Here is a 19079-nt window from a genome sequence, read left to right on the forward strand (position 1 = left end):
CTCCCAGATCACAAGCCGCCCCGATAGCGCATTTGCGGGCACGGCGAAAGGGGCGACGGATCGTCCCCGCGCGCCCCTGTCACGTTCGTCTTGCCAGCTCAGCGATAGCCGACCAGCTGGCCCTTCTTGGTCACCACGTAGAGCGTGCCGTTGGCGATCGCCGGCGCGGTGGTGGCGCCGCCGGCCACCTCGGTGGCGGCGATCAGCGCGCCGGAGGCCGGGTCGAAGCTGCGCAGCAGACCGTCCGAGGAGGCCAGCACAAGCCGGCCCCCGGCCATCACCGGGCCGTAATGCGCGAAGGCGCTGTCACGGCGGCGCTGCGGCCGGCGCACCGGCTCGTAACCCGGCAGGTCGACAGCCCAGATCTGCGCCCCGCTGGCGGCGTCGAGCCGCACGAGCTGGTTCTTGTCCGAGACGAGGAACACCGAATCGCCAGCCGGCCAGACCGGCCCGCGGGCGCCCATGCGCGCGGTCCAGAGCCGTTCGCCATTGCCGAGGCCAAAGGCCACGACGCGGCCCGAATGGTTGCCCACATAGACCCGGTCACCCGCGATCACCGGCCCGCCGGTGATGTCGCCGACCTGCGCCAGTGCCGAGCCGATGCGGCTGCCGACCACGTCGGCGCTCCACAGACGCATGCCGCCCTCTCGGAAGGCCGACTGCACCGCGCCGTTGCCGAAGGCGAAGATCACCGCCTTCTCGCTCAGGGCCGGCGCAGGCGCCCCGGCCACGTTGGTCGTGTTTTCCGGCGCGTCGATCTGCCAGCGGATGCGACCGCTCTCAGCCTCGAGCGCCCAGGCGCGGCTGTCGCCGGAGGTGAGGTAGACCAGCCCGCCGGCCGCCGTGGGCGCGCCGGTGGCGGTGTTGCCAAGGCGCTGTTCCCAGATCTCGGCACCGCTGGCGGCGTCGAGCGCGGTGAGGCGGCCATAACCCGAGGCGACGTAGAGCCGCCCGTCGGCGACGGCGAGCCCGCCGCCCTGCGCCTGACCGGAGCGTTCGCGTGCGGGGACCATGCTTTTCTGCCAGAGAATCTGGCCGGCGCTGCTCACGGCGCTGACCAGATGCTCGGAATCCATCGTGTAGATCCGACCGCCCGAGACCACCGGGTCCACGTTGATGCGCTGGCGACGTCCGTCGCCTGCGCCGATATCGACCGAGAAGACCGGGGTCAGCGCGCGGTTCAGCGCCGCGTTGTCGACCCGCGCGAAGGGCGAGACCGGGCTTTGTGCCCAGCCGGCATTGACGGTGCTGGCCGCGAGCGACAGCGCGCGGGAGGTGTTTGGCGGCGTGACCTCGGCCGGGCCGCCGTTCTGAAGCACCTCGCGGGTGCCGAAGCGCTCGCCGGGAAGGATGACCTCTGGCTCCGAGCAGGCCGACAGCATGGTCAGCCCGAGAAGCCCCGCCGTGATGGTGGTGATGCGCAAATCCACTGCCCCCGTCTTTCGCCTGTCACGCTTCGATCTGCCCGGCGCGCCGGTCAGACCCGTTGTGTTTGCACCGGTTTAGCTGGCATCCAGTGCGCCGCCAAGGGCGATGATCATCTGTGAAGCGCGCTGGCGCAAGCCGGCGGTGGCCTCGGAATCCTCGACGATGCGACGCAGCCGCTCCTCGGCCGCGAGCCGGTCACCAGCCTCAATATCGAGCAGCGCGAGCTGCTCTTCGGCCAGCAGGCGCAGCGGCTTGCCGGGGACGGCCAGCGACTCGAGCCCGGCGCGGCGCTCGTCGATCGACAGGCCGGAGCCGGCCTGGCTCATCGCCTTGTAGCTGGCGATCTCGCGGTAGATCTCGGGCACCTCGCCATTGGCAGCGACGGATTCGAGGCTCAGCGCAGCGGCCTCCATGTCCTCGGCGCGGGCCGCCTCGGAGGCGGTCAGCATGGCGATCAGCGCCTCGGCGCCGGGCGTCGGCGCATCGATCTCGGATAGAGCGGCGACACGGGCCTGCGCCTCGTCGGCCTCGAGCGCGGCAAGGATCTCGTCGCCGAGCGCCTGTGCCGCCGAACGGCTCTGGGCGTTGCTGTACTCGCGCCACGCGGCCCCGCCGACCAGCAGGATGACCAGCAGCACGGCGATCCAGCCATAGCGCTTCATGGCGGCGAAGAGCCGGTCGCGGCGGACCTCTTCGGTGACTTCGTCGATGAAACTGTCGGGATTGCTCAAGGGCGGCCTCACAAGTCTTTGTCGGCCCCCTCTTACAGGCCCCGGAGGGCACTGCCAAGGCATCTCCGGATCCGCCGCCGGGACCGCGGCGGCGATCGCCCCGCGCCGCTTGATCGGGCGGGCCAAGGCGGGTAATCTGAACGGGTCAGTTCAGACCCGGGAACATTCAAGACCCGTTATCGAAATGGTCGCATTGCGGCGGCACCGTTTCGCGTTATCCCTTGCCCCGTAGACCCGAGCCGAGTGGGAAGCCCCGAACCATGCGTATCATTTCGATCCTGACGGCGCTCGTCGTGATGGCCGTGCTCTATGGCGTGGTGATCGAGCGCGATCGCCTGCTCGGTTTTGCCCGCGACATCGCCCCGGCGGAGAGCGCCGCCGCGTCCGACGGGCCCGCGTCCGCGGACGGCCCACAAGCGACGGACGTGACCGCGACTGATCCCGCTGCGGCATCGATGCCCTCCGAAGACGGGGCCGTCGCGGTCATTGCGCGGCACTCCACCGCGCAGGAGATCGACGACGCGGTGCTGCTGCGTGGCCAGAGTCAGGCCTTCCGCGAGGTCGACGTGCTCTCCGAGGCCACCGGCCGGGTGATCTCGGAGCCCCTGCCCAAGGGCAGCGCGGTCACGGCCGGGCAGTTGCTCTGCGAGCTTGATCCCGGCACCTCCGGCGCGTCGCTGGCCGAGGCCGAGGCAGCGCTTGCCGAGGCACAGGCGCAGCGCCCGCAGGTCGAAGCGCGCGTGCCCGAGGCGCAGGCAGCGCTGGCGCAGGCCGAGGCCCAGCTCGAAGAGGCGCAGATCACCCTGACCGCCGCCGAGAAACTGTCGGAGAGCGGCTACTCCTCGCGCACGACGCTGGCCTCGGCCCGCGCCGGGCAGCGCGCCGCCGAAGCCGGGGTGCGCAGCGCCGAGGCCGGGCTGAAATCCGCCGACAGCGGCATCGACAGCCTCGAGGCCCAGATCGAAAGCGCCCGCGCCGCCGTCGCCCGCGCCCGCACCGAGGTCGAGAACCTCTCGATCACCGCGCCCTTCGCCGGCGTGCTCGAGGACGACACCGCCGAGCTCGGCGCGCTGATGACCGTGGGCACGCGCTGCGCCACGGTGCTGCAGCTCGATCCGATCCGGTTGGTGGGCTACGTGCCCGAGGCCGATGTCTCCCGCGTGATCCCCGGAGCCAACGCCGGCGCGCGGCTGGTCGGCGAGCAGCAGGTGATGGGCAAGGTCACCTTCATCGCCCGCCGTGCCGACGAGACCACCCGCACCTTCCGCGTCGACATCACCCTGCCAAACCCGGATCTGGCGATCCGCGCCGGCCAGACCGCCGAGATCGCCATCGAAGCCGACGGCGCCATGGCGCATCTGCTGCCGCAATCGGCGCTCACCCTCGACGATGACGGCAGGCTCGGCATTCGCTCGGTCGCCGCCGACGGCGCGGCGCAGTTCCTGCCGGTGAGCGTGCTGCGCGACACCCGCAGCGGCATCTGGGTCTCGGGCCTGCCCGAGCGCGTCGACGTGATCACCGTGGGCCAGGAATACGTCACCGACGGCGTGCCTGTCCGGCCCAGCTTCGAGGAGGTCGTGCAGTGACCGGCCTCGTCGACTGGGCCGCCGAGCGCGCCCGCATGGTGATGGCCTTCATCTTCCTGTCGCTGGTCGCCGGCGCCTATGCCTACGCCACGCTGCCCAAGGAGGGCGAGCCGGATATCGAGATCCCGGCGCTGTTCATCTCGGTCCCCTTCCCCGGCATCTCGGCCGAGGATGCCGAGAAGCTTCTGGTCAAGCCGATGGAGACCGAGCTGGCCGATCTCGACGGGCTCAAGACGCTCTCGGGCGTGGCCTCCGAGGGCTATGCCGGCGTGGCGCTCGAGTTCGAGTTCGGCTGGAACAAGTCCGAGACCATGGCCGACGTGCGCGACGCCATGAACACCGCCGAGGGCAGCTTTCCCGATGGTGCCGAGAGCTACTCGATCAACGAGATCAACTTCTCGGAATTCCCCATCCTGATCATCTCGCTCACCGGCCCGGTGCCCGAGCGCACCATGGCGCAGGTGGTCAAGGACCTGCAGGACCGGGTCGAGGCGCTCGACTCGGTGCTCGAGGCGGGCATCGCCGGCAATCGCGACGAGATGGTCGAGGTGATCATCGACCCGCTGCGGCTCGAGAGCTACAACGTCACCGCCAGCGAGCTGATCAACGTGGTGCAGAACAACAACCTGCTGGTCGCCGCAGGCGAGGTCGAGACCGAGACCGGCGCCTTCTCGGTCAAGATCCCCTCGAGCTTCGACGAGCCGCGCGACATCTACGACCTGCCGGTGAAGGTCAATGGCGACCGGGTGGTGACGCTGGGCGAGCTGGCCACCATCAGCCTGACCTTCGAGGATCGCGAAGGCACCGCGCGCTTCAACGGCGACAGCACGGTGGCGCTGCAGGTGGTCAAGCGCAAGGGGTTCAACCTGATCGACACGGCGACCGAGGTGCGCGCCGTCGTGGCACAGGCCGAGGCCGACTGGCCGCCCGAGCTGCGCGCCGCGGTCACGGTCTCGGCCAGCAATGACCAGAGCCGCATCGTCGACAGCATGGTCAAGCAGCTCGAGGGCTCGGTGCTGACCGCGATCGCGCTGGTGATGATCGTGGTGCTGGCGGCGCTCGGCACCCGCGCGGCGCTGCTGGTGGGCTTTGCGATCCCGACGAGCTTCCTGCTCTGCTTCCTGCTGCTGCTCGGCATGGGCATCACGGTGTCGAACATCGTCATGTTCGGGCTGATCCTCGCGGTGGGGATGCTGGTCGACGGCGCCATCGTCGTCGTCGAGTACGCCGACAAGCGCATCGCGCAGGGAACCGGGCCGATGCACGCCTATGTCGAGGCAGCCAAGCGCATGTTCTGGCCGGTGGTGAGCTCGACCGCGACCACGCTCTGCGCCTTCCTGCCGATGCTGTTCTGGCCCGGCGTGGCGGGTCAGTTCATGGGCATGCTGCCGGTGACGCTGATCTTCGTGCTCTCGGCCTCGCTGGTGGTGGCGCTGATCTACCTGCCGGTGATGGGCGGCGTCTCGGGGCGATTCTCGCGCGGGCTGCACCGCAAGGGCGCGCGGCTGCGCCGCCGCCTGCCGAACTGGTGGGCGCGCGCGGCACTGGTGCCGATGGCGCTGCTGGGCATGTTCGTGGGCGCCATGATGGTGCTGAACCCGGACTTCCTGTTCCATTCGCCCTTCACCGGCTACGGCGCGCGCCTGCCGGGCGTCGCGGTCTTCCTCGCCTTCGCGGTGATGGCATCGATCACGCTGGATGCCGCGCGCATCGAGCACCGGCGCAAGCGCATCAAGGCGCAGTACCGCCGCACGCCTTTCGGCTGGCTGATCCAGCTGATCACCGCCAACCCGGTGATGCCGGTGGTGACCATCGGCGCGGTGGTGTTCTTCGTGATCTCGGTCTTCGGCTATTACGGCGAGAACAACAACGGCACCCAGTTCTTCACCGAGAGCGAGCCCGAGCAGGCCATCGTCTACGTCCGCGCCCGCGGCAACCTCTCGCTGGCCGAGAAGGATGCGCTCGTCCGACGCGCCGAGCAAATCGTGCTGGCCCATCCCGGCATCGAGACCGCCTTCGCCTTCTCCGGCGATGGCGGGCTCAGCTCCAACACCGGCGGGGCCGAGCCACCCAAGGACACGATCGGGCAGATCCAGCTCGAGATCGTGCCGTGGGAGAACCGCCGCGACCGGCCCGAACTCGACGGCGATCTGGTGCTGGCCGAGCTGACCCAGGCGATGCGGGCCTTGCCCGGCATCCAGATCGAGATCCTCGACCTTGCCATGGGGCCGGCCTCGGCCAAGCCGGTGCACCTGCGGCTGAAATCCGACGATTGGGACGCTCTGCTCGCCGCCACGGGGGCCGCGCGCGCGCAGTTCGACGCCATGGCCGGGCTGCGCCAGATCGAGGACACCCGCCCCCTGCCCGGCATCGACTGGCAGATCGATGTCGATGTCGAGAAGGCCGGCCGCTACGGCGCCGACGTGGCCACGGTGGGCGCCATGGTGCAGCTCGTCACCCGTGGGCTGACGCTCGACACCATGCGGGTCGACAGCTCGGACGAGGAGATCGACATCCGCGTGCGCCTGCCCGAGGCGGATCGGGTGCTCTCGACGCTGGACAGCCTCAAGGTGCGCACGCAGGACGGGCTGGTGCCGCTGTCGAATTTCATCACCCGCCAGCCGGTGGAGAAACTCGCCGAGATCAACCGCGTCGACCAGAAGCGCCATTTCGACATCAAGGCCGGGGTGCGCGAGGGGCTGGTGAAATTCGTGAGCGACGGCGCGACCGTCGGCTACGGGACAGAGGCCGCGTCCGGCCCCGGAGACCTCAGCCTGCGCGGCAACGCCTATGATCTGACGCAGGTCGAGGGAGATGCCGACCCGGCGGCTCTGGCCGAAAACGGCGCGTTGCAGCTGGTGCCGGTTAATGCCAACGAGCGCATCGCGGCGCTGACCGCGTGGCTCGAGACCGACCCGCTCCCGCAGGGGGTGAGCTGGGAATGGACCGGGGACCAGGAGGAGGAGGCCGACAGCCAGGCCTTCCTCAGCCAGGCCTTCTCGGCGGCGCTGGCGCTGATGTTCATCATCCTGCTGGCGCAGTTCAACAGCTTCTACAACGCGGTGCTGGTGCTGCTGGCGGTTGTGCTCTCGACCGCCGGCGTGTTCCTCGGGATGATCGTGATGGACCAGACCTTCTCGATCATCATGACCGGCACCGGCGTGGTGGCGCTCGCCGGGATCGTGGTGAACAACAACATCGTGCTGATCGACACCTTTCAGGAGTATTCGCGCTACATGCCGCGGATCGAGGCGATCATCCGCACCGCCGAAGACCGCATCCGCCCCGTCCTGCTCACCACCATCACCACCATCGCCGGGCTGTTCCCGATGATGATCGGCCTCAGCCTCGATTTCTTCGGCGGCGGCTATGCCATCGACAGCCCGACCTCGCTGTGGTGGAAGCCGCTGGCCACGGCGGTGGTCTTCGGCCTCGCCATCGCCACGGTGCTGACTCTGGTCTTCACGCCGGCGATGCTGGCGCTACGGGTCTGGTTCAACACCTATCTCGGCTGGATCGCCCGGGCCTTGGCGGCGCTGTCGCTGGGCCGCGGCAGCCGCGCGGCGCAGGACTGGGCGCTGGCGCGTGCGGCGCGGCGGGTGAAGGCGCCGACCATCCTCTGGGAAGAGGTGCCGCCCTTCCCGTCCCGCCCCTCACGCACGCCCGACGCGACCGGCGGCGAGGACGCTCTGAAGGCGGCGGAGTGAGACTGGCGGCGAATCTCGGCGACCCCTCGCCGGGCCTGCACCGTCGCCGCGCATTTCTTCGACCAACGCCAGCCTGATCGGCGCCCCCCTGCGCGGGTCTCACGGCCCGAAATGCGTTGCCGCGAGACCATCACGCGAGCAAGGTAAATTCCGCCTCGGCGACGTCTCGTCCGTTGACCTGCAGGATCACCGCGTGCACCCCCGGGTGCAGCCGAAAGGTGGTGGCATCGCCCTTCATCCGGTGGCGCTTGGTGAGTGTCAGGGGCTTGCCCGGGGCGAGTTCGGCGGCCTTCAGCTTGAAGACCTTCTCGGCGCTGCCCGTGGGCCGCGCAAAGCGCAGCCGGTAGTCGACCAGCACCGGCCCGGCCTCCGGGCTCTCGAGGCTGGCGGCGATGGTCAGAACCTCGCCGATCCGCAGCTCGGGCTGGATGTCGAGCCGCGCGGTGACCGGCAGGTCCGGCCGGTAGCCCAGCAGCCCAAGCGCCCCGGGCTCGCCGCGCTTGACCGCGGTGCGCAGGGCGTGTCGTGTGATCCAGTCGCGCTCGCGCGGGGTTTGCGCCTGGCTCGACCGCCACGCGGCCAGCCGGTCGAGCACCGCGTCGGGATGGGTCTTGCTCAGATCGTTGAGATGATTGGCCACCGAGCGCGTCACGAAGCGGGTGTCGTCGGCATGTAGCACGTCGAGCAGCGGAAGCGGTGCGCGCGGATCAAGCGTGATGCCGATGCCCCAAGGCAGCTTGGGCCGCGTGCCCTCGGAGACCAGCCGGCGCACGTGGTAATGCGGATCACGGGCCCAGCCCTGCATCCGCGCGAGCACCAGATCGGGCCAGCGGTTGAGGAACGGCCGGATGGCGTATTCCATCGAGAAGCGCTGGGTCGCGGCGTGGATCAAATCAAGCGCGCGCTCTGGATGGTCGATCCCGTGCCTCGCTGCGAGCACGCCATGCACCGCGTGAATGAAGCGACCGAAGTCGTCATCCTTGCGCGCAGGGTCGAGCGGCTCTGGAAGCGATGCCTCAAGAGATTCAGCCATGGCATTGAAATCGTTGGGGAGTTTCGCCTCCAGCCCATCCGCGAGAACCTCGAGCCTTGCATGCACACCGAGCCCCTCAAAGCGCGGCAGGACCTGATCGAGGAAGCGCCCAGCCTCGAAGCCGGGCAGCACGGAGAATTCCTGCGCCAGTGCCGCGGCGCTGTCGGCGTTGAAGAGCTGGTCGGCGAGGGAGAACCCCGCGCCGCCGCCCTTGCCGTCAGGACCGCGGGCCATGGGCGTCGCGGGTTTGGGGGCGCTGCCCCCGCCGCCCGTTCCGGGCGACTCCCCCGGGATATTTCCGGCCAGAAGAAGCTGTGGGCATCTCAGATGGTGGCAAAGGTCTCGCCCCCGTCGAGCACGATGTTCTGGCCGACGATGTAGCCGGCATGGGTGGAGCACAGGAAGGCGCACATCTTGCCGAACTCGGCCGGATCGCCGTAGCGGCCGGCGGGGATGCCGGCGGCGCGGATCTTGCGGGCCTCGTCGCGGCTGATGCCCTTCTGAGCGGCCATGACGTCGTCCATCTGGTCGATGCGGGCGGTGTCGTGCACGCCGGGCAGCAGGTTGTTGATGGTGACGCCCTTGTCGGCGATCTGGCGGGAGGTGCCTGCAACGAAGCCGGTGAGCCCGGAGCGGGCGGCGTTCGACAGGCCCAGCGGCAGCAGCGGCGCCTTGACCGAACGCGAGGTGATGTTGACCACCCGGCCCCAGCCGCGCTCCATCATGCCGGGCACCAGCGCCTGCATCAGCGCGATCGGCGACAGCATCGAGCCGTCGAGCGCATCGATGAAATCGCCACGGTCCCAGTCGGTCCAGTAGCCCGGGGGCGGGCCGCCCGCATTGGTCACCAGGATGTCGCAGGGACCCGCGGCGTCCAGCACCTCGGCGCGGCCCTCGGGATCGGTGATGTCGCCTGCGATGGCGGTGACCTCGACGCCGTAGGCCTCGCTGATCTCGCCCGAGGCCTGCTCGAGCGGACCAGCGCTGCGGGCGTTCATCACCAGCGTGCAGCCGGCCTCGGCCAGCGCCTCGGCACAGCCGCGCCCCAACCCCTTCGAGGAGGCGCAGACCAGCGCGCGCTTGCCGGAAATTCCAAGATCCATGTCGTCAGTCTCCTTCTGTGGCCCGGGTCGCGCCCGGGCGGGCCGGGAAAAAGACCGGCCGAGATCCCATTTGATGCCACAATGGTTTGGCATACAATGGCATGATCCACATCCGGCGCGGCCGGCGTGCGCCGGCCGGTGGCGGGCCGGACCGCAGAAGACCGCAGAAGACCACGGAAAACGACAGAACAGGCAGGGGCCGACCCGACATGACCGAGGCTGAAGGCGTACGCGTCGCGCATGGCGTCACCGTCTACCGCGCGGACCAGATCCGCGTCATCAACGGCGCGAATCTCGGCGACGGGCTGAGCTTTGCCGAGGAACTGGTGCCGGATGACATCTACCGGCTGTCTCCGGTCGCGGCGCAGCATCGCCTGAGCCTCTACCCGGCCTCCGAATCGCCGTTCCGCATCGCGGCCGACAGCGAGATCGGCACGCCGGGAGCGGATCTGCATCTCGATTGCGTGCTCACCTTCATGTCGGGCGACGGCCACACCACCGAGGGGCTGGTGCTGGTCGAGACCGACGCGGGCGGCGACGTGGCGGCGATCCTGTTCCTGCCGCTGGCCGCGCTCGATCCCCGCCAGGACCTTGCGCTGGTGGGCATCACCCGAGACGGCGCACTGCAGAAATTTGCGCAATCGGCCTGCGTCTCCTTCACCCGGGGCACGATGATCACCATGGCCTCCGGCGCGCAGCGCCCGGTGGAAGAGCTCGCGGTGGGCGACCGGGTCCTGACCCGCGACGACGGCCCGCAGGAGATCCGCTGGCTGGGGCATCACACGGTGCGCGCGGTGGGCGAGTTCGCCCCGATCCTGATCCGCGAGGGTGTGCTGAACAATTCCGGCGACCTGCTGGTGAGCCCGGATCACCGCCTGTTCATCTACCAGCGTCGCGACCAGATCGGCGTCGGGCGCTCGGAGTTGCTCGTCAAGGCGCGTCACCTGGTCAACGGCGACAGCATCCGCCGAATGCAGGGCGGCTTCGTGGACTATTACCAGATGCTCTTCGATCATCACCAGATCATCTATGCCGAGGGCATCGCGGCGGAATCGATGCTGATCGACACCCGCACCCATGCCGCTCTGCCCGACGAGCTGCACCAGCGGCTCTCGGAGCTTCTACCAGGACACAGCCGCAGCGATCACCGCGCGCTCGAGGTGCAGGAGGCGTTGCTCGACCGGCCGGACCTGGCGGAGCTGCTGCGCAAGTCCTCGAGCGGCTGAGCCGGCGTCACTCGGCGGGCGGATCATCCTGTGATGCTTCCGCCTGTTCGACCGCCCAGCTCGTCGCGACCTCGACCGCCACCGGAGAGGTGGTCGGCAGGACGGTGAGGTAGCTGTCGGTATCCTCGACCTGGATCGCCGGGCGCTGCGTCATGCGGTAAAGCGCGTAGAGCGCGATCCCGGCAAAGGTCAGCGTCAGCACCAGCCAGAAGCCATGCGGCCCCAGCGACTGCATCGCCCAGCCGCTCAGCAGCGGGCCGGCGATCGCGCCAAGGCCGAAGATGAAGACAAGGCCCCCGGATGCGGCGGGCATGTCATCGGCGGGCAGATCGTCATTGGCGTAGGCGAGAAACAGCGAATAGAGCGGCGTGGTCACGCCCCCGGCGAGGAAGGCGGCCACGAAGAGCATCTCGGAGCGCCCATCGGTCATCAGCCCGAGGGCGCAGGCGCCCGCGCCCATCGCGGCGGCGGCAAAGATCAGCTTGCGGCGGTCGAGCACGTCGGACAGCCAGCCGATCGGGTATTGCAGGAACAGGGCGCCGGCGAAAAGCATGGCGACGAAGAACGCGATCTGCGGCGTCGGGAGGCCGATCTGCGTGCCAAACACCGCGCCCATGCCCGATTGCGTGGCGTAGATGCTGCCGAGAAAGAACGTGCCCACGGTCGCCAGCGGCGCGATCCCGAACAGCTGGCGCAGCGACATCGGCCGCGCCACGCTGACCGCGGGGGTCGGCGTGGCCGAGAGCAGGATCGGCCCGAAGGACAGCGACACGAGGATCGAGGCGACGATGAACAGCACCGATGTGGCGGCGTCTCCGAAGGTCAGCAGCCATTGCGCGCCGATCACGCCCAGGGTCTGGGCGATCATGTAAGCCGAGAGGATCTTGCCGCGGGTGTCGTTGGTGGCGGCGTGGTTGAGCCAGCTTTCGGCAGCGACATAGACGCCGGACATGCAGAAGCCGAGGATCAGGCGCAGCGGGGTCCAGGCCCAGGTTTCGGTGATCAGCGGGAACGCGATGAGCCCGGCGGACATGAAGCTGCCGAGCGCGGCGAAGACCCGCACATGGCCGACGCGGCGAATCAGGATCGGGGTCACGCGGGCCCCGGACAAGAAACCGATGTAGTAGCCCGAGGTGATGACAGCCAGCGCGCCGGCGGAGAAGCCCTCGATATCGCCGCGCAGACCGATGAGCGTGAACTGCATGCCGTTGCCGAGCATGATCAGAAGCGTGCCAAGAAGCAGCGCCCAGACGCTGCCGAGAACGGAAATCATGCGGGGCCCCTCGTATCGCCGGCCGGGAATTCCCCGATCCATGCAACAGGCCGGCGCGATCCGCGAGCATCGCTGCGTCACGGGACGCGTCCTTCGCGACATTGGTGAAGAAATCAGCGCCGGCGTGGCAGCCTCGATGCCTCTCGACGCATGGCGCGACCGGAAGACGCGCAGTGCTCCACGGGTCGCTGCCGCCTGTCGCAGCCGAGCTGCGCCTTTAATCGGAGGGAGGGGGGCGCTGCCCCCTCTTGGCGCTGTGCGCCAATTCACCCCCGAGGTATTTTTGAACCAAAGAAGCCAGAAGCGCTGCGCCCCTGGCTTCTCTTCGTCAAAAATACTCCCGCCGGAGGCAGGCCGTCCTTCGCGGCCGGGTGTCAGGCCTGATCTTTGCTCGGGCCGCCGACCCCGAGGTCCCGACCGGCACCGAGAGACGGGGCGCTCAGTGGTTGCGCAGCGCGTCGATGAGCTCGTCCTTGGTCATGTCGGAGCGGCCATCGATGCCGATCTCCTGAGCCCGGGCATAGAGATCGTCCTTGGTCCAGTCCTCGTAGGGCGGGGCCTTGCCGCCCTTCTCGGAGGGGTGCATGTCCTTGTTGGCCTGCGCGTTCGAGATGCGCGCGGCCTTCTCCTTGGACATGCCGTCCTCGCGCAGGTCCTCGTAGAGTTTCTCGTTCTTCAGGCTCGGGTTGGCCATGATCGGTCCTCCTGTGTCGTGGTCAGAACCCGCGAAGCAAGGCCCCGGTTCCGCGCAGGCCGCTCTTCCCTTGGCGCATGGCCGGCGTTATATGCGCGCTCATGCTGGACACGCCCACCAACCGCCCCGACCTTCCCGCGGAAATCGCCCGCCGCCGCACCTTTGCGATCATCTCGCACCCGGATGCCGGCAAGACGACGCTGACGGAGAAATTCCTGCTCTATGGCGGTGCCATCCAGATGGCCGGACAGGTGCGCGCCAAGGGCGAGGCGCGGCGCACGCGCTCGGACTTCATGAAGATGGAGCAGGAGCGCGGGATCTCGGTCTCGGCCTCGGCCATGTCTTTCGACTACGGCAATTTCCGCTACAACCTCGTCGACACGCCCGGCCACTCGGACTTCTCGGAAGACACCTACCGCACGCTGACCGCGGTGGACGCGGCGATCATGGTGATCGACGGCGCCAAGGGCGTGGAAAGCCAGACCCAGAAGCTCTTCGAGGTCTGCCGCCTGCGCGATCTGCCGATTCTGACCTTCTGCAACAAGATGGACCGCGAGGCGCGCGACGTCTTCGAGATCATCGACGAGATCCAGGAGAACCTCGCCATCGACGTGACGCCGGCCTCCTGGCCGATCGGCATGGGACGCGAGTTCGTCGGCTGCTACGACATGCTGCGCAACCGGCTCGAGCTGATGGACCGGGCCGACCGCAACAAGGTGGCGGAATCGATCAAGATCGACGGGCTCGACGACCCAAAGCTTGCCGAGCACGTGCCGGACGAGCTACTCGAACAGCTCAAGGAAGAGATCGAGATGGCGCGCGAGCTGCTGCCCGAACTCGACCCGCAGGCGGTGCTCGAAGGCCACATGACGCCGATCTGGTTCGGCTCTGCGATCAACTCGTTCGGGGTGAAGGAGCTGATGGACGGCATCGGCAACCTCGCGCCTGAGCCCCAGCCCACCAGCGCCGAGCCGCGCCAGATTGCGCCGGAGGAGAAGAAGGTCTCGGGCTTCGTCTTCAAGGTGCAGGCCAACATGGACCCCAAGCACCGCGACCGGGTGGCGTTTGTCCGGCTCAGCTCGGGCCATTTCAACCGCGGCATGAAGCTCACCCATGTGCGCACCAAGAAGCCGATGAGCATCACCGCGCCGGTGCTGTTCCTCGCCTCCGACCGCGAGTTGGCCGAGGAGGCCTGGGCCGGCGATATCATCGGCATCCCGAACCACGGCCAGCTGCGGATCGGCGATACGCTGACCGAGGGCGAGGCGCTCAAAGTGACCGGCATCCCCTCCTTCGCGCCGGAGCTGCTGCAGGGCGTGCGCGCGGGCGACCCGATGAAGGCCAAGCATCTCGAGAAGGCGCTGTTCCAGTTCGCCGAAGAAGGCGCGGCCAAGGTCTTCAAGCCGAATATCGGCTCGGGCTACATCGTCGGCGTCGTCGGTGCCCTGCAGTTCGAGGTGCTGGGCGCGCGGATCGAGCAGGAATACGGCCTGCCGGTGCGCTTCGAGGCGTCGCAGTTCACCTCGGCGCGCTGGGTGCATGGCGACAAGGCGGCGGTGGAGAAATTCGTCAACGCCAACAAGCAGCACATCGCCCACGACAATGACGGTGACGTGGTCTACATGACCCGCCTGCAATGGGATATCGACCGCGTGGTGCGCGACTATCCCGACATCACCCTCTCGGCCACCAAAGAAATGATGGTGTAAACGCCGGTCCGGGCCCGTCGGGGCCCGGCAAACGCTCGGGGGGAGCGTTTGAGGCGTTTACGGGCGGAGCCTCCTGCCGGTCCGGGCCCTCTGGGCCTGGCAATCTCTCCGGGGGAGAGATTGAGGGGATCACGCGCGGAGCCCTGCCCGCCTCCACGCGCAACCTCCTCTCCACAGAACTTTCCGCTTGACCTGGAGCGCGCTCCACCCCCTAGCAAGGGAAGCGTCGAACGGAGAGGAGCCCGGATCATGCGGATCGCCGAGTTCGCGCGGGCCACCGGTTTCCCGGTGGATACGCTGCGCTATTACGAAAAGATCGGTCTCATCGACCCGCCGCTGCGCGACAGCGCCGGGCACCGGGTCTATGGCGACGCCGAACTGCGCTGGGCGGAATTCCTGCACAGGCTCAGAACGACCGGCATGTCGATCTCCGAGATGCTGGCCTATGCGAGGGCACGGGCCGAGGGCGATGCCACCGCCCCCGAGCGCGCGGAGATGCTGCGCCAGCATCGGGCCGAGGTCGCTGCCCGCGTGGCAAACCTGCAGGAGTGCCTCTCCGTTCTCGACACCAAGATCGCCACCTACGAGGCGATGATGTCAGACGCGAAAGGACCTGACCATGCTGCACCAGACCACCGAGACCAGAGGGGAACGCGGCCGCAGGCTGCTGAATGAGATCGACGGCGCCGCCGGAAAGGCGGTGATCGCCGGCCTGCAGGACATTGCCCCGGACTTTGCCGAGCTGCTGTTCGAATTCCCCTTCGGCGACATCTACGCGCGGGACGGGCTGTCGCTGCGCGACCGCGAGATTGCCACCGTGGCGGCGCTTTCGGCGATGGGAACCGCCCCGAAGCAACTGGGCGTCCATGTGCATGGCGCGCTGAATGTCGGCGTGACACGCGAAGAGATCGTCGAGGTGATGATGCAGATGGCGGTCTATGCCGGTTTTCCCGCCGCGCTCAACGCGCTTGGTGTCGCCAAGGACGTGATTGCCGAGCGCGACGCCGAGAGCGGCGACTGACCGGCAGCGCACAAGACAATCGCGGCGCGCCCGAGGCGCGCCGCGATCCGTTTGTCAGGGGCCGAATGGCCTGGCCGGGATGGCTCAGCTGCCCTGAAGCAGCGGCGTGATGCGGCGCACCGCGGCGCGGCGGTTGGCGCGTTCGGAGGTCTGGGTCTCGATCGCCAGATCACTCTCACCATAGCCCTGAAGCACCATGTTTTCCGGCGGCACGTCGAAATACTCGGTCAGCGCCAGCGCCACCGATTCCGCGCGACGATCCGAAAGCGCGAGGTTGTAGCCCCAGCCGCCGGTCGCATCGGTGTGGCCCTCGATCAGAAAGACCTCTCCCGGGTTGTCGGAGATCACCCGCTTCATCGCATTGCCGAGCGCGGCGAGCGCCTGCGCCTCCTGCGGGCGGATCGCCGCGGAGCCGGTCTCGAAGTTGATCGAGTCGACGCTGATCTCGGGCACGAGATGGCGCACCGTGTCGATGTTGCGGATCTGGTTCAGAGAGAAGGTGCGGCCCACATCCGTGCCGTTCTCGGCCGCCAGCGCCGCCGCCAGCTCGGCCTCGTCGACCTCGCGGATGTTCATGCGGCGCGGGGTCTCCTGCGTTTGCGGCAGGTCGTTGACCACCACCTGCTGCTCGGCCTGGGTGTCGTCGAAGAGCACGATCTGCTCGCCATCCGGCAGGGTGCGGATGCGGCGCAGCACGCGGCCATCCGCGGCCTTCACGGTCTCGACCGCGTTGCCGTTCTCGTATTGCACCACGGTGCGGGTCGAGCCGTCATCGTAGCGATAGGTTGTCACGTCCGAGCCGGGGCGACGCAGCAGCACGTCATCATTGCGCAACACGCGGTACTGGCCGTTTTCTTCGACCACCAGACGGTCGCCCGTATTTTCGACCACCCTCGCATCGTCCGAGAGGAACTTGCTCAACGCCACGGCCCCGAGGCCGGCGATCGCAGCGGTGCCCAGATTGCGCAGCGTGTCATTGCGGTCATTGTCGTCGGCGCTGTCGCGATCACGCTCGGCGACACCGTCCCGCGCCTGCTGCAGCGCCTCCCCGATGCGGGTGCCGAAATCCTCGTCGGAACTGCGCACGTCGGCATCGGAGACTTCTTCCTCGACCACCTCGGGCTCGCCGGCCTCTGCGAGGCCAAGCGCTGCGGCGGCGGCCCCGAGTTGCTGCGACAGGCGCGCGGCGGCGTCGGCCTGCTCCTGGTCCGAGACCTCCTCGGGCTCGGACTGCAGGCTGGGCTCCTCGGTCTCGGCCTCGGCCTGAACCTCGGTATTCTCATCGGAAGCGGTATCGGTCTGCGGCTCCGCCGCCGCGACCGGCTCCTGCGCCGGGGCCTCCTGTGCCTCGGCGTCCTCGGGGGGTTCGTTGCCCTCCGTGGCGGGGGTCTCGGCCTCGGCGACCGGTGCTTCGGCAGGGGCGTCCTGCGCCTCGGCCTCCTCCAGCGCTTCGCGCAGTTCGTCGGTGCCTTCGGTCCCGGCAGTCTCGGCTTCCGTGACCGGCGCTTCGGCGGGGGCATCCGACGCTTCGACTTCCTCGGGCGCTTCGCTCGGCGCGCCCGCCTCTTCGGTCTGGGCAGTTCGCGCCTCGGCGGCAGGCGCTTCGCTTGGCGCGTCCTGCGCTTCCGCCTCCTCGAGCGCTTCGCGCAGCTCGTCGGTGCCTTCGCTCTCGGCAGTCTCCGCCTCGGCCGCCGACGCTTCGGCGGGGGCATCCTGTGCCTCGGCCTCGGCGGTGGCGTCCACCTCGGCGCTCATCTCCTGCGTCTGGCCGTTGCCTTCCGCCTGCGCGTCCTCGACGGCCGCGCCGAGCGCACCATTGCCGCCCGCCAGCGCCGCCGCGTCGGGCAGTTCCACGATCCGGTCGCAGTTCACACCCTCCGAGGCTTCTCCGGCCTCGCAGAGCGCCTGCAGACGCGCAAGCTCGGCAACCAGCTGCTTGCGATTCATGCCGTCCGTCTCGAACCCCACATCGAGCGATCCATCACGGGCACCCTTGAGAATGTCCTTCGGCGTCATCCCGTCGAGCCCCTGCGCCACTGCGGGCAGTGTCATGCTGGCCATCATCACCAGCGCGGTGGTGGTTCTCAGAAACGGTTTGGTCATGGTCATTGTGCGTCCTTTCCTCCGGACCGCCGTCAGAAGAGGCGGTTTGAAGGACACAACGCGGCCAGACAGGTTTTGTTCAAAGAGCAGGCAAAACGCCGCCGATCCGGGCAGTCGCCGCTCAGAGCGCCGCCATCAGCCGCGCCTTCTCGCCGGCATCGTCGGGACGCGAGATCGCCTCGGCCAGCTCCTCGAGCGTGCGGATGGAATGGCCGGCGCGGAAGCTGTCGACATGCGGGAGCATGGCGCGGATGCCCGCGGCCTTCGGTGCGAAGCCGTCCCAGCGGAGCAGCGGGTTCAGCCAGATCAGACGCCGCGCCGAGAGGTGCAGCCGCTCCATCTCTTTCGCCAGAGCCCCCGCATCGTCCCGGTCGAGACCGTCGGTGATCAGCAGCACCACCGCGCCCTGCCCCATGACCCGACGCGACCAGTCGCGGTTGAAGTCATGCAGGCACTGTCCGATGCGGGTGCCGCCCTGCCAGTCCTGCGCCTCGGCCCCGGCGGATTTCAGCGCGGCATCGACATCGCGCGTGGCAAGGTGGCGGGTGATGTTGGTGAGCCGCGTGCCGAAGGTGAAGGCATGCACCTTGGCCCAGCCGGCGCCCTTCTCGTTGGCCACCGCGTGCAAGAAATGCAGCACCATGCGGGAATATTGCGACATCGAGCCCGAGATGTCGCAGAGCACCACGAGATTGGGCCAGCGCGGGCGCGGCTTGAGATGGGCGAGCTCGCGCAGCTCTCCCCCCTGCCGCATCGAGCCGCGCAGGGTGCGGCGCCAGTCGATGCGCCGCCCACCATGCGCCGCCATGCCGCGCCGCGAGGGGATCGGCTTCACCGGCAGGGTGAGCCGTGCGATCATGCGCTTGGCCTCGGCGATCTCGTCGGTCGACATCTGCTCGAAATCGAGCGTCTTGAGCTTTTCCTCCGCCGAGAGGGTGAAGGAGCTGTCGACCTCGATCTTGGTGGCCTCCTCCTCTCCTTCGGGCTGCGGGATCTCGGGCATCTGGTCGCCCAGAAGCGCCTGCGCCGCGCGCTTCTCGGCAGATTGGGCGACCTTCTCCTCCTGCACGCCGCGCACCGCAGGCAGCATCATCGACATCATGTGCTCGAGATAGCGCGGATCGCGCCAGTAGAGCCGGAAGACCTGCGCGAACACCACGCGATGCTCGGGTCGGTTCACGAAGCAGGCATGCAGGGTCCAGTAGAAATCCATCCGGTCGGTGAAGCCCGCCGCCGCCACCGCGCGGATTGCATCGATGACCCGGCCCGGCCCCACCGGCAGACCCGCGCGCCGCAGGGCGCGGGCGAAATGGATGATGTTCTGCGCGAGCCTCGGGTTGTCGGGGATCGCGATGGGGACGTATTCGGGCATCAGGCCTCTGTTCCTGCCGGCAGCGCGCGGGCGCCGGTCTCCTCTCCTCCGGGTCGGGCCAGCGAACCGCATCGCAAGACGCGGGGCAAGTGC

The 19079-nt window shown here is 68.5% G+C and carries 14 protein-coding genes; 6 read left to right on the top strand and 8 right to left on the bottom strand.

Going from position 1 to position 19079, the window contains the following annotated elements:
- Nucleotides 1-98: 98 nt before the first annotated feature.
- Both R2601_RS18220 and R2601_RS18225 read right to left on the bottom strand, forming a co-directional pair.
- Nucleotides 99-1424: a PQQ-like beta-propeller repeat protein gene (locus R2601_RS18220; RefSeq protein WP_040545501.1), complete on the bottom strand. Its 1326-nt coding sequence runs from the start codon at nucleotides 1422-1424 to the stop codon at nucleotides 99-101.
- 78 nt (nucleotides 1425-1502) lie between these two features.
- Entirely contained in the window at nucleotides 1503-2159 is a 657-nt protein-coding gene (locus R2601_RS18225) for a tetratricopeptide repeat protein (RefSeq protein ID WP_007801003.1), read from the bottom strand.
- Between the two features lie 260 nt (nucleotides 2160-2419).
- Here R2601_RS18225 and R2601_RS18230 point away from each other — a divergent pair, with 260 nt between their 5' ends.
- Together R2601_RS18230 and R2601_RS18235 are read left to right on the top strand one after the other, a co-directional pair.
- Nucleotides 2420-3745 carry an efflux RND transporter periplasmic adaptor subunit gene (locus R2601_RS18230; protein WP_007801005.1) on the top strand — a complete coding sequence of 442 codons (1326 nt, stop codon included), beginning with the start codon at nucleotides 2420-2422 and terminating at the stop codon, nucleotides 3743-3745.
- The gene (locus R2601_RS18235; protein ID WP_007801007.1) at nucleotides 3742-7452 is read left to right on the top strand and encodes an efflux RND transporter permease subunit; all 3711 of its coding nucleotides are present in this window, start codon (nucleotides 3742-3744) and stop codon (nucleotides 7450-7452) included. The genes R2601_RS18230 and R2601_RS18235 overlap by 4 nt, the downstream gene beginning before the upstream one ends.
- Before the next feature lie 130 nt (nucleotides 7453-7582).
- Here the strand turns inward: R2601_RS18235 and R2601_RS18240 are convergent, their stop codons facing one another.
- Together R2601_RS18240 and R2601_RS18245 are read right to left on the bottom strand one after the other, a co-directional pair.
- Nucleotides 7583-8719 carry a YhaZ family DNA alkylation repair protein gene (locus R2601_RS18240; RefSeq protein ID WP_007801009.1) on the bottom strand — a complete coding sequence of 379 codons (1137 nt, stop codon included), beginning with the start codon at nucleotides 8717-8719 and terminating at the stop codon, nucleotides 7583-7585.
- Nucleotides 8720-8808: 89 nt separating this feature from the next.
- Entirely contained in the window at nucleotides 8809-9588 is a 780-nt protein-coding gene (locus tag R2601_RS18245; RefSeq protein WP_007801011.1) for an SDR family oxidoreductase, read from the bottom strand.
- 209 nt (nucleotides 9589-9797) lie between these two features.
- On the opposite strand from R2601_RS18245, the gene R2601_RS18250 reads away from it, so the two are divergent.
- The gene (locus tag R2601_RS18250) at nucleotides 9798-10814 is read left to right on the top strand and encodes a Hint domain-containing protein (RefSeq protein WP_007801012.1); all 1017 of its coding nucleotides are present in this window, start codon (nucleotides 9798-9800) and stop codon (nucleotides 10812-10814) included.
- 7 nt (nucleotides 10815-10821) lie between these two features.
- Here the strand turns inward: R2601_RS18250 and R2601_RS18255 are convergent, their stop codons facing one another.
- Together R2601_RS18255 and R2601_RS18260 are read right to left on the bottom strand one after the other, a co-directional pair.
- Nucleotides 10822-12087, bottom strand: coding sequence for an MFS transporter (locus tag R2601_RS18255; protein ID WP_007801014.1), 1266 nt, complete (start codon nucleotides 12085-12087; stop codon nucleotides 10822-10824).
- Nucleotides 12088-12526: 439 nt separating this feature from the next.
- The gene (locus tag R2601_RS18260) at nucleotides 12527-12781 is read right to left on the bottom strand and encodes a DUF7218 family protein (protein ID WP_007801016.1); all 255 of its coding nucleotides are present in this window, start codon (nucleotides 12779-12781) and stop codon (nucleotides 12527-12529) included.
- A gap of 101 nt (nucleotides 12782-12882) precedes the next feature.
- On the opposite strand from R2601_RS18260, the gene R2601_RS18265 reads away from it, so the two are divergent.
- The 3 genes from R2601_RS18265 (at nucleotide 12883) to R2601_RS18275 (ending at nucleotide 15511) form a co-directional block, all read left to right on the top strand.
- Nucleotides 12883-14490, top strand: a complete 1608-nt coding sequence (locus R2601_RS18265; RefSeq protein WP_040545503.1) for a peptide chain release factor 3 — start codon at nucleotides 12883-12885, stop codon at nucleotides 14488-14490.
- Between the two features lie 249 nt (nucleotides 14491-14739).
- On the top strand, nucleotides 14740-15165 hold the full coding sequence (locus R2601_RS18270) for a MerR family transcriptional regulator (RefSeq protein WP_007801019.1): 426 nt from the start codon (nucleotides 14740-14742) through the stop codon (nucleotides 15163-15165).
- Nucleotides 15110-15511: a carboxymuconolactone decarboxylase family protein gene (locus R2601_RS18275; RefSeq protein WP_007801021.1), complete on the top strand. Its 402-nt coding sequence runs from the start codon at nucleotides 15110-15112 to the stop codon at nucleotides 15509-15511. The genes R2601_RS18270 and R2601_RS18275 overlap by 56 nt, the downstream gene beginning before the upstream one ends.
- A gap of 84 nt (nucleotides 15512-15595) precedes the next feature.
- On the opposite strand, the gene R2601_RS27590 is transcribed toward R2601_RS18275, so the two are convergent.
- Together R2601_RS27590 and R2601_RS18285 are read right to left on the bottom strand one after the other, a co-directional pair.
- Nucleotides 15596-17620, bottom strand: a complete 2025-nt coding sequence (locus R2601_RS27590) for an OmpA family protein (RefSeq protein WP_007801024.1) — start codon at nucleotides 17618-17620, stop codon at nucleotides 15596-15598.
- 115 nt (nucleotides 17621-17735) lie between these two features.
- Nucleotides 17736-18986, bottom strand: a complete 1251-nt coding sequence (locus tag R2601_RS18285; protein ID WP_007801026.1) for a vWA domain-containing protein — start codon at nucleotides 18984-18986, stop codon at nucleotides 17736-17738.
- Nucleotides 18987-19079 lie beyond the last annotated feature (93 nt).

The sequence above is a fragment of the Salipiger bermudensis HTCC2601 genome, assembly GCF_000153725.1.
Taxonomy (GTDB): Bacteria; Pseudomonadota; Alphaproteobacteria; order Rhodobacterales; family Rhodobacteraceae; genus Salipiger; species Salipiger bermudensis.

Bases quoted from the DNA above. Each gene is read 5' to 3' on its own strand.
- R2601_RS18245 (WP_007801011.1), bottom strand. From the start codon at position 9,588: ATGGATCTTGGAATTTCCGGCAAGCGCGCGCTGGTCTGCGCCTCCTCG.
- R2601_RS18250 (WP_007801012.1), top strand. From the start codon at position 9,798: ATGACCGAGGCTGAAGGCGTACGCGTCGCGCATGGCGTCACCGTCTAC.
- R2601_RS18285 (WP_007801026.1), bottom strand. From the start codon at position 18,986: ATGCCCGAATACGTCCCCATCGCGATCCCCGACAACCCGAGGCTCGCG.
- R2601_RS18275 (WP_007801021.1), top strand. From the start codon at position 15,110: ATGCTGCACCAGACCACCGAGACCAGAGGGGAACGCGGCCGCAGGCTG.
- R2601_RS18230 (WP_007801005.1), top strand. From the start codon at position 2,420: ATGCGTATCATTTCGATCCTGACGGCGCTCGTCGTGATGGCCGTGCTC.
- R2601_RS18265 (WP_040545503.1), top strand. From the start codon at position 12,883: ATGCTGGACACGCCCACCAACCGCCCCGACCTTCCCGCGGAAATCGCC.
- R2601_RS18255 (WP_007801014.1), bottom strand. From the start codon at position 12,087: ATGATTTCCGTTCTCGGCAGCGTCTGGGCGCTGCTTCTTGGCACGCTT.
- R2601_RS18270 (WP_007801019.1), top strand. From the start codon at position 14,740: ATGCGGATCGCCGAGTTCGCGCGGGCCACCGGTTTCCCGGTGGATACG.
- R2601_RS27590 (WP_007801024.1), bottom strand. From the start codon at position 17,620: ATGACCATGACCAAACCGTTTCTGAGAACCACCACCGCGCTGGTGATG.
- R2601_RS18260 (WP_007801016.1), bottom strand. From the start codon at position 12,781: ATGGCCAACCCGAGCCTGAAGAACGAGAAACTCTACGAGGACCTGCGC.
- R2601_RS18240 (WP_007801009.1), bottom strand. From the start codon at position 8,719: ATGGCCCGCGGTCCTGACGGCAAGGGCGGCGGCGCGGGGTTCTCCCTC.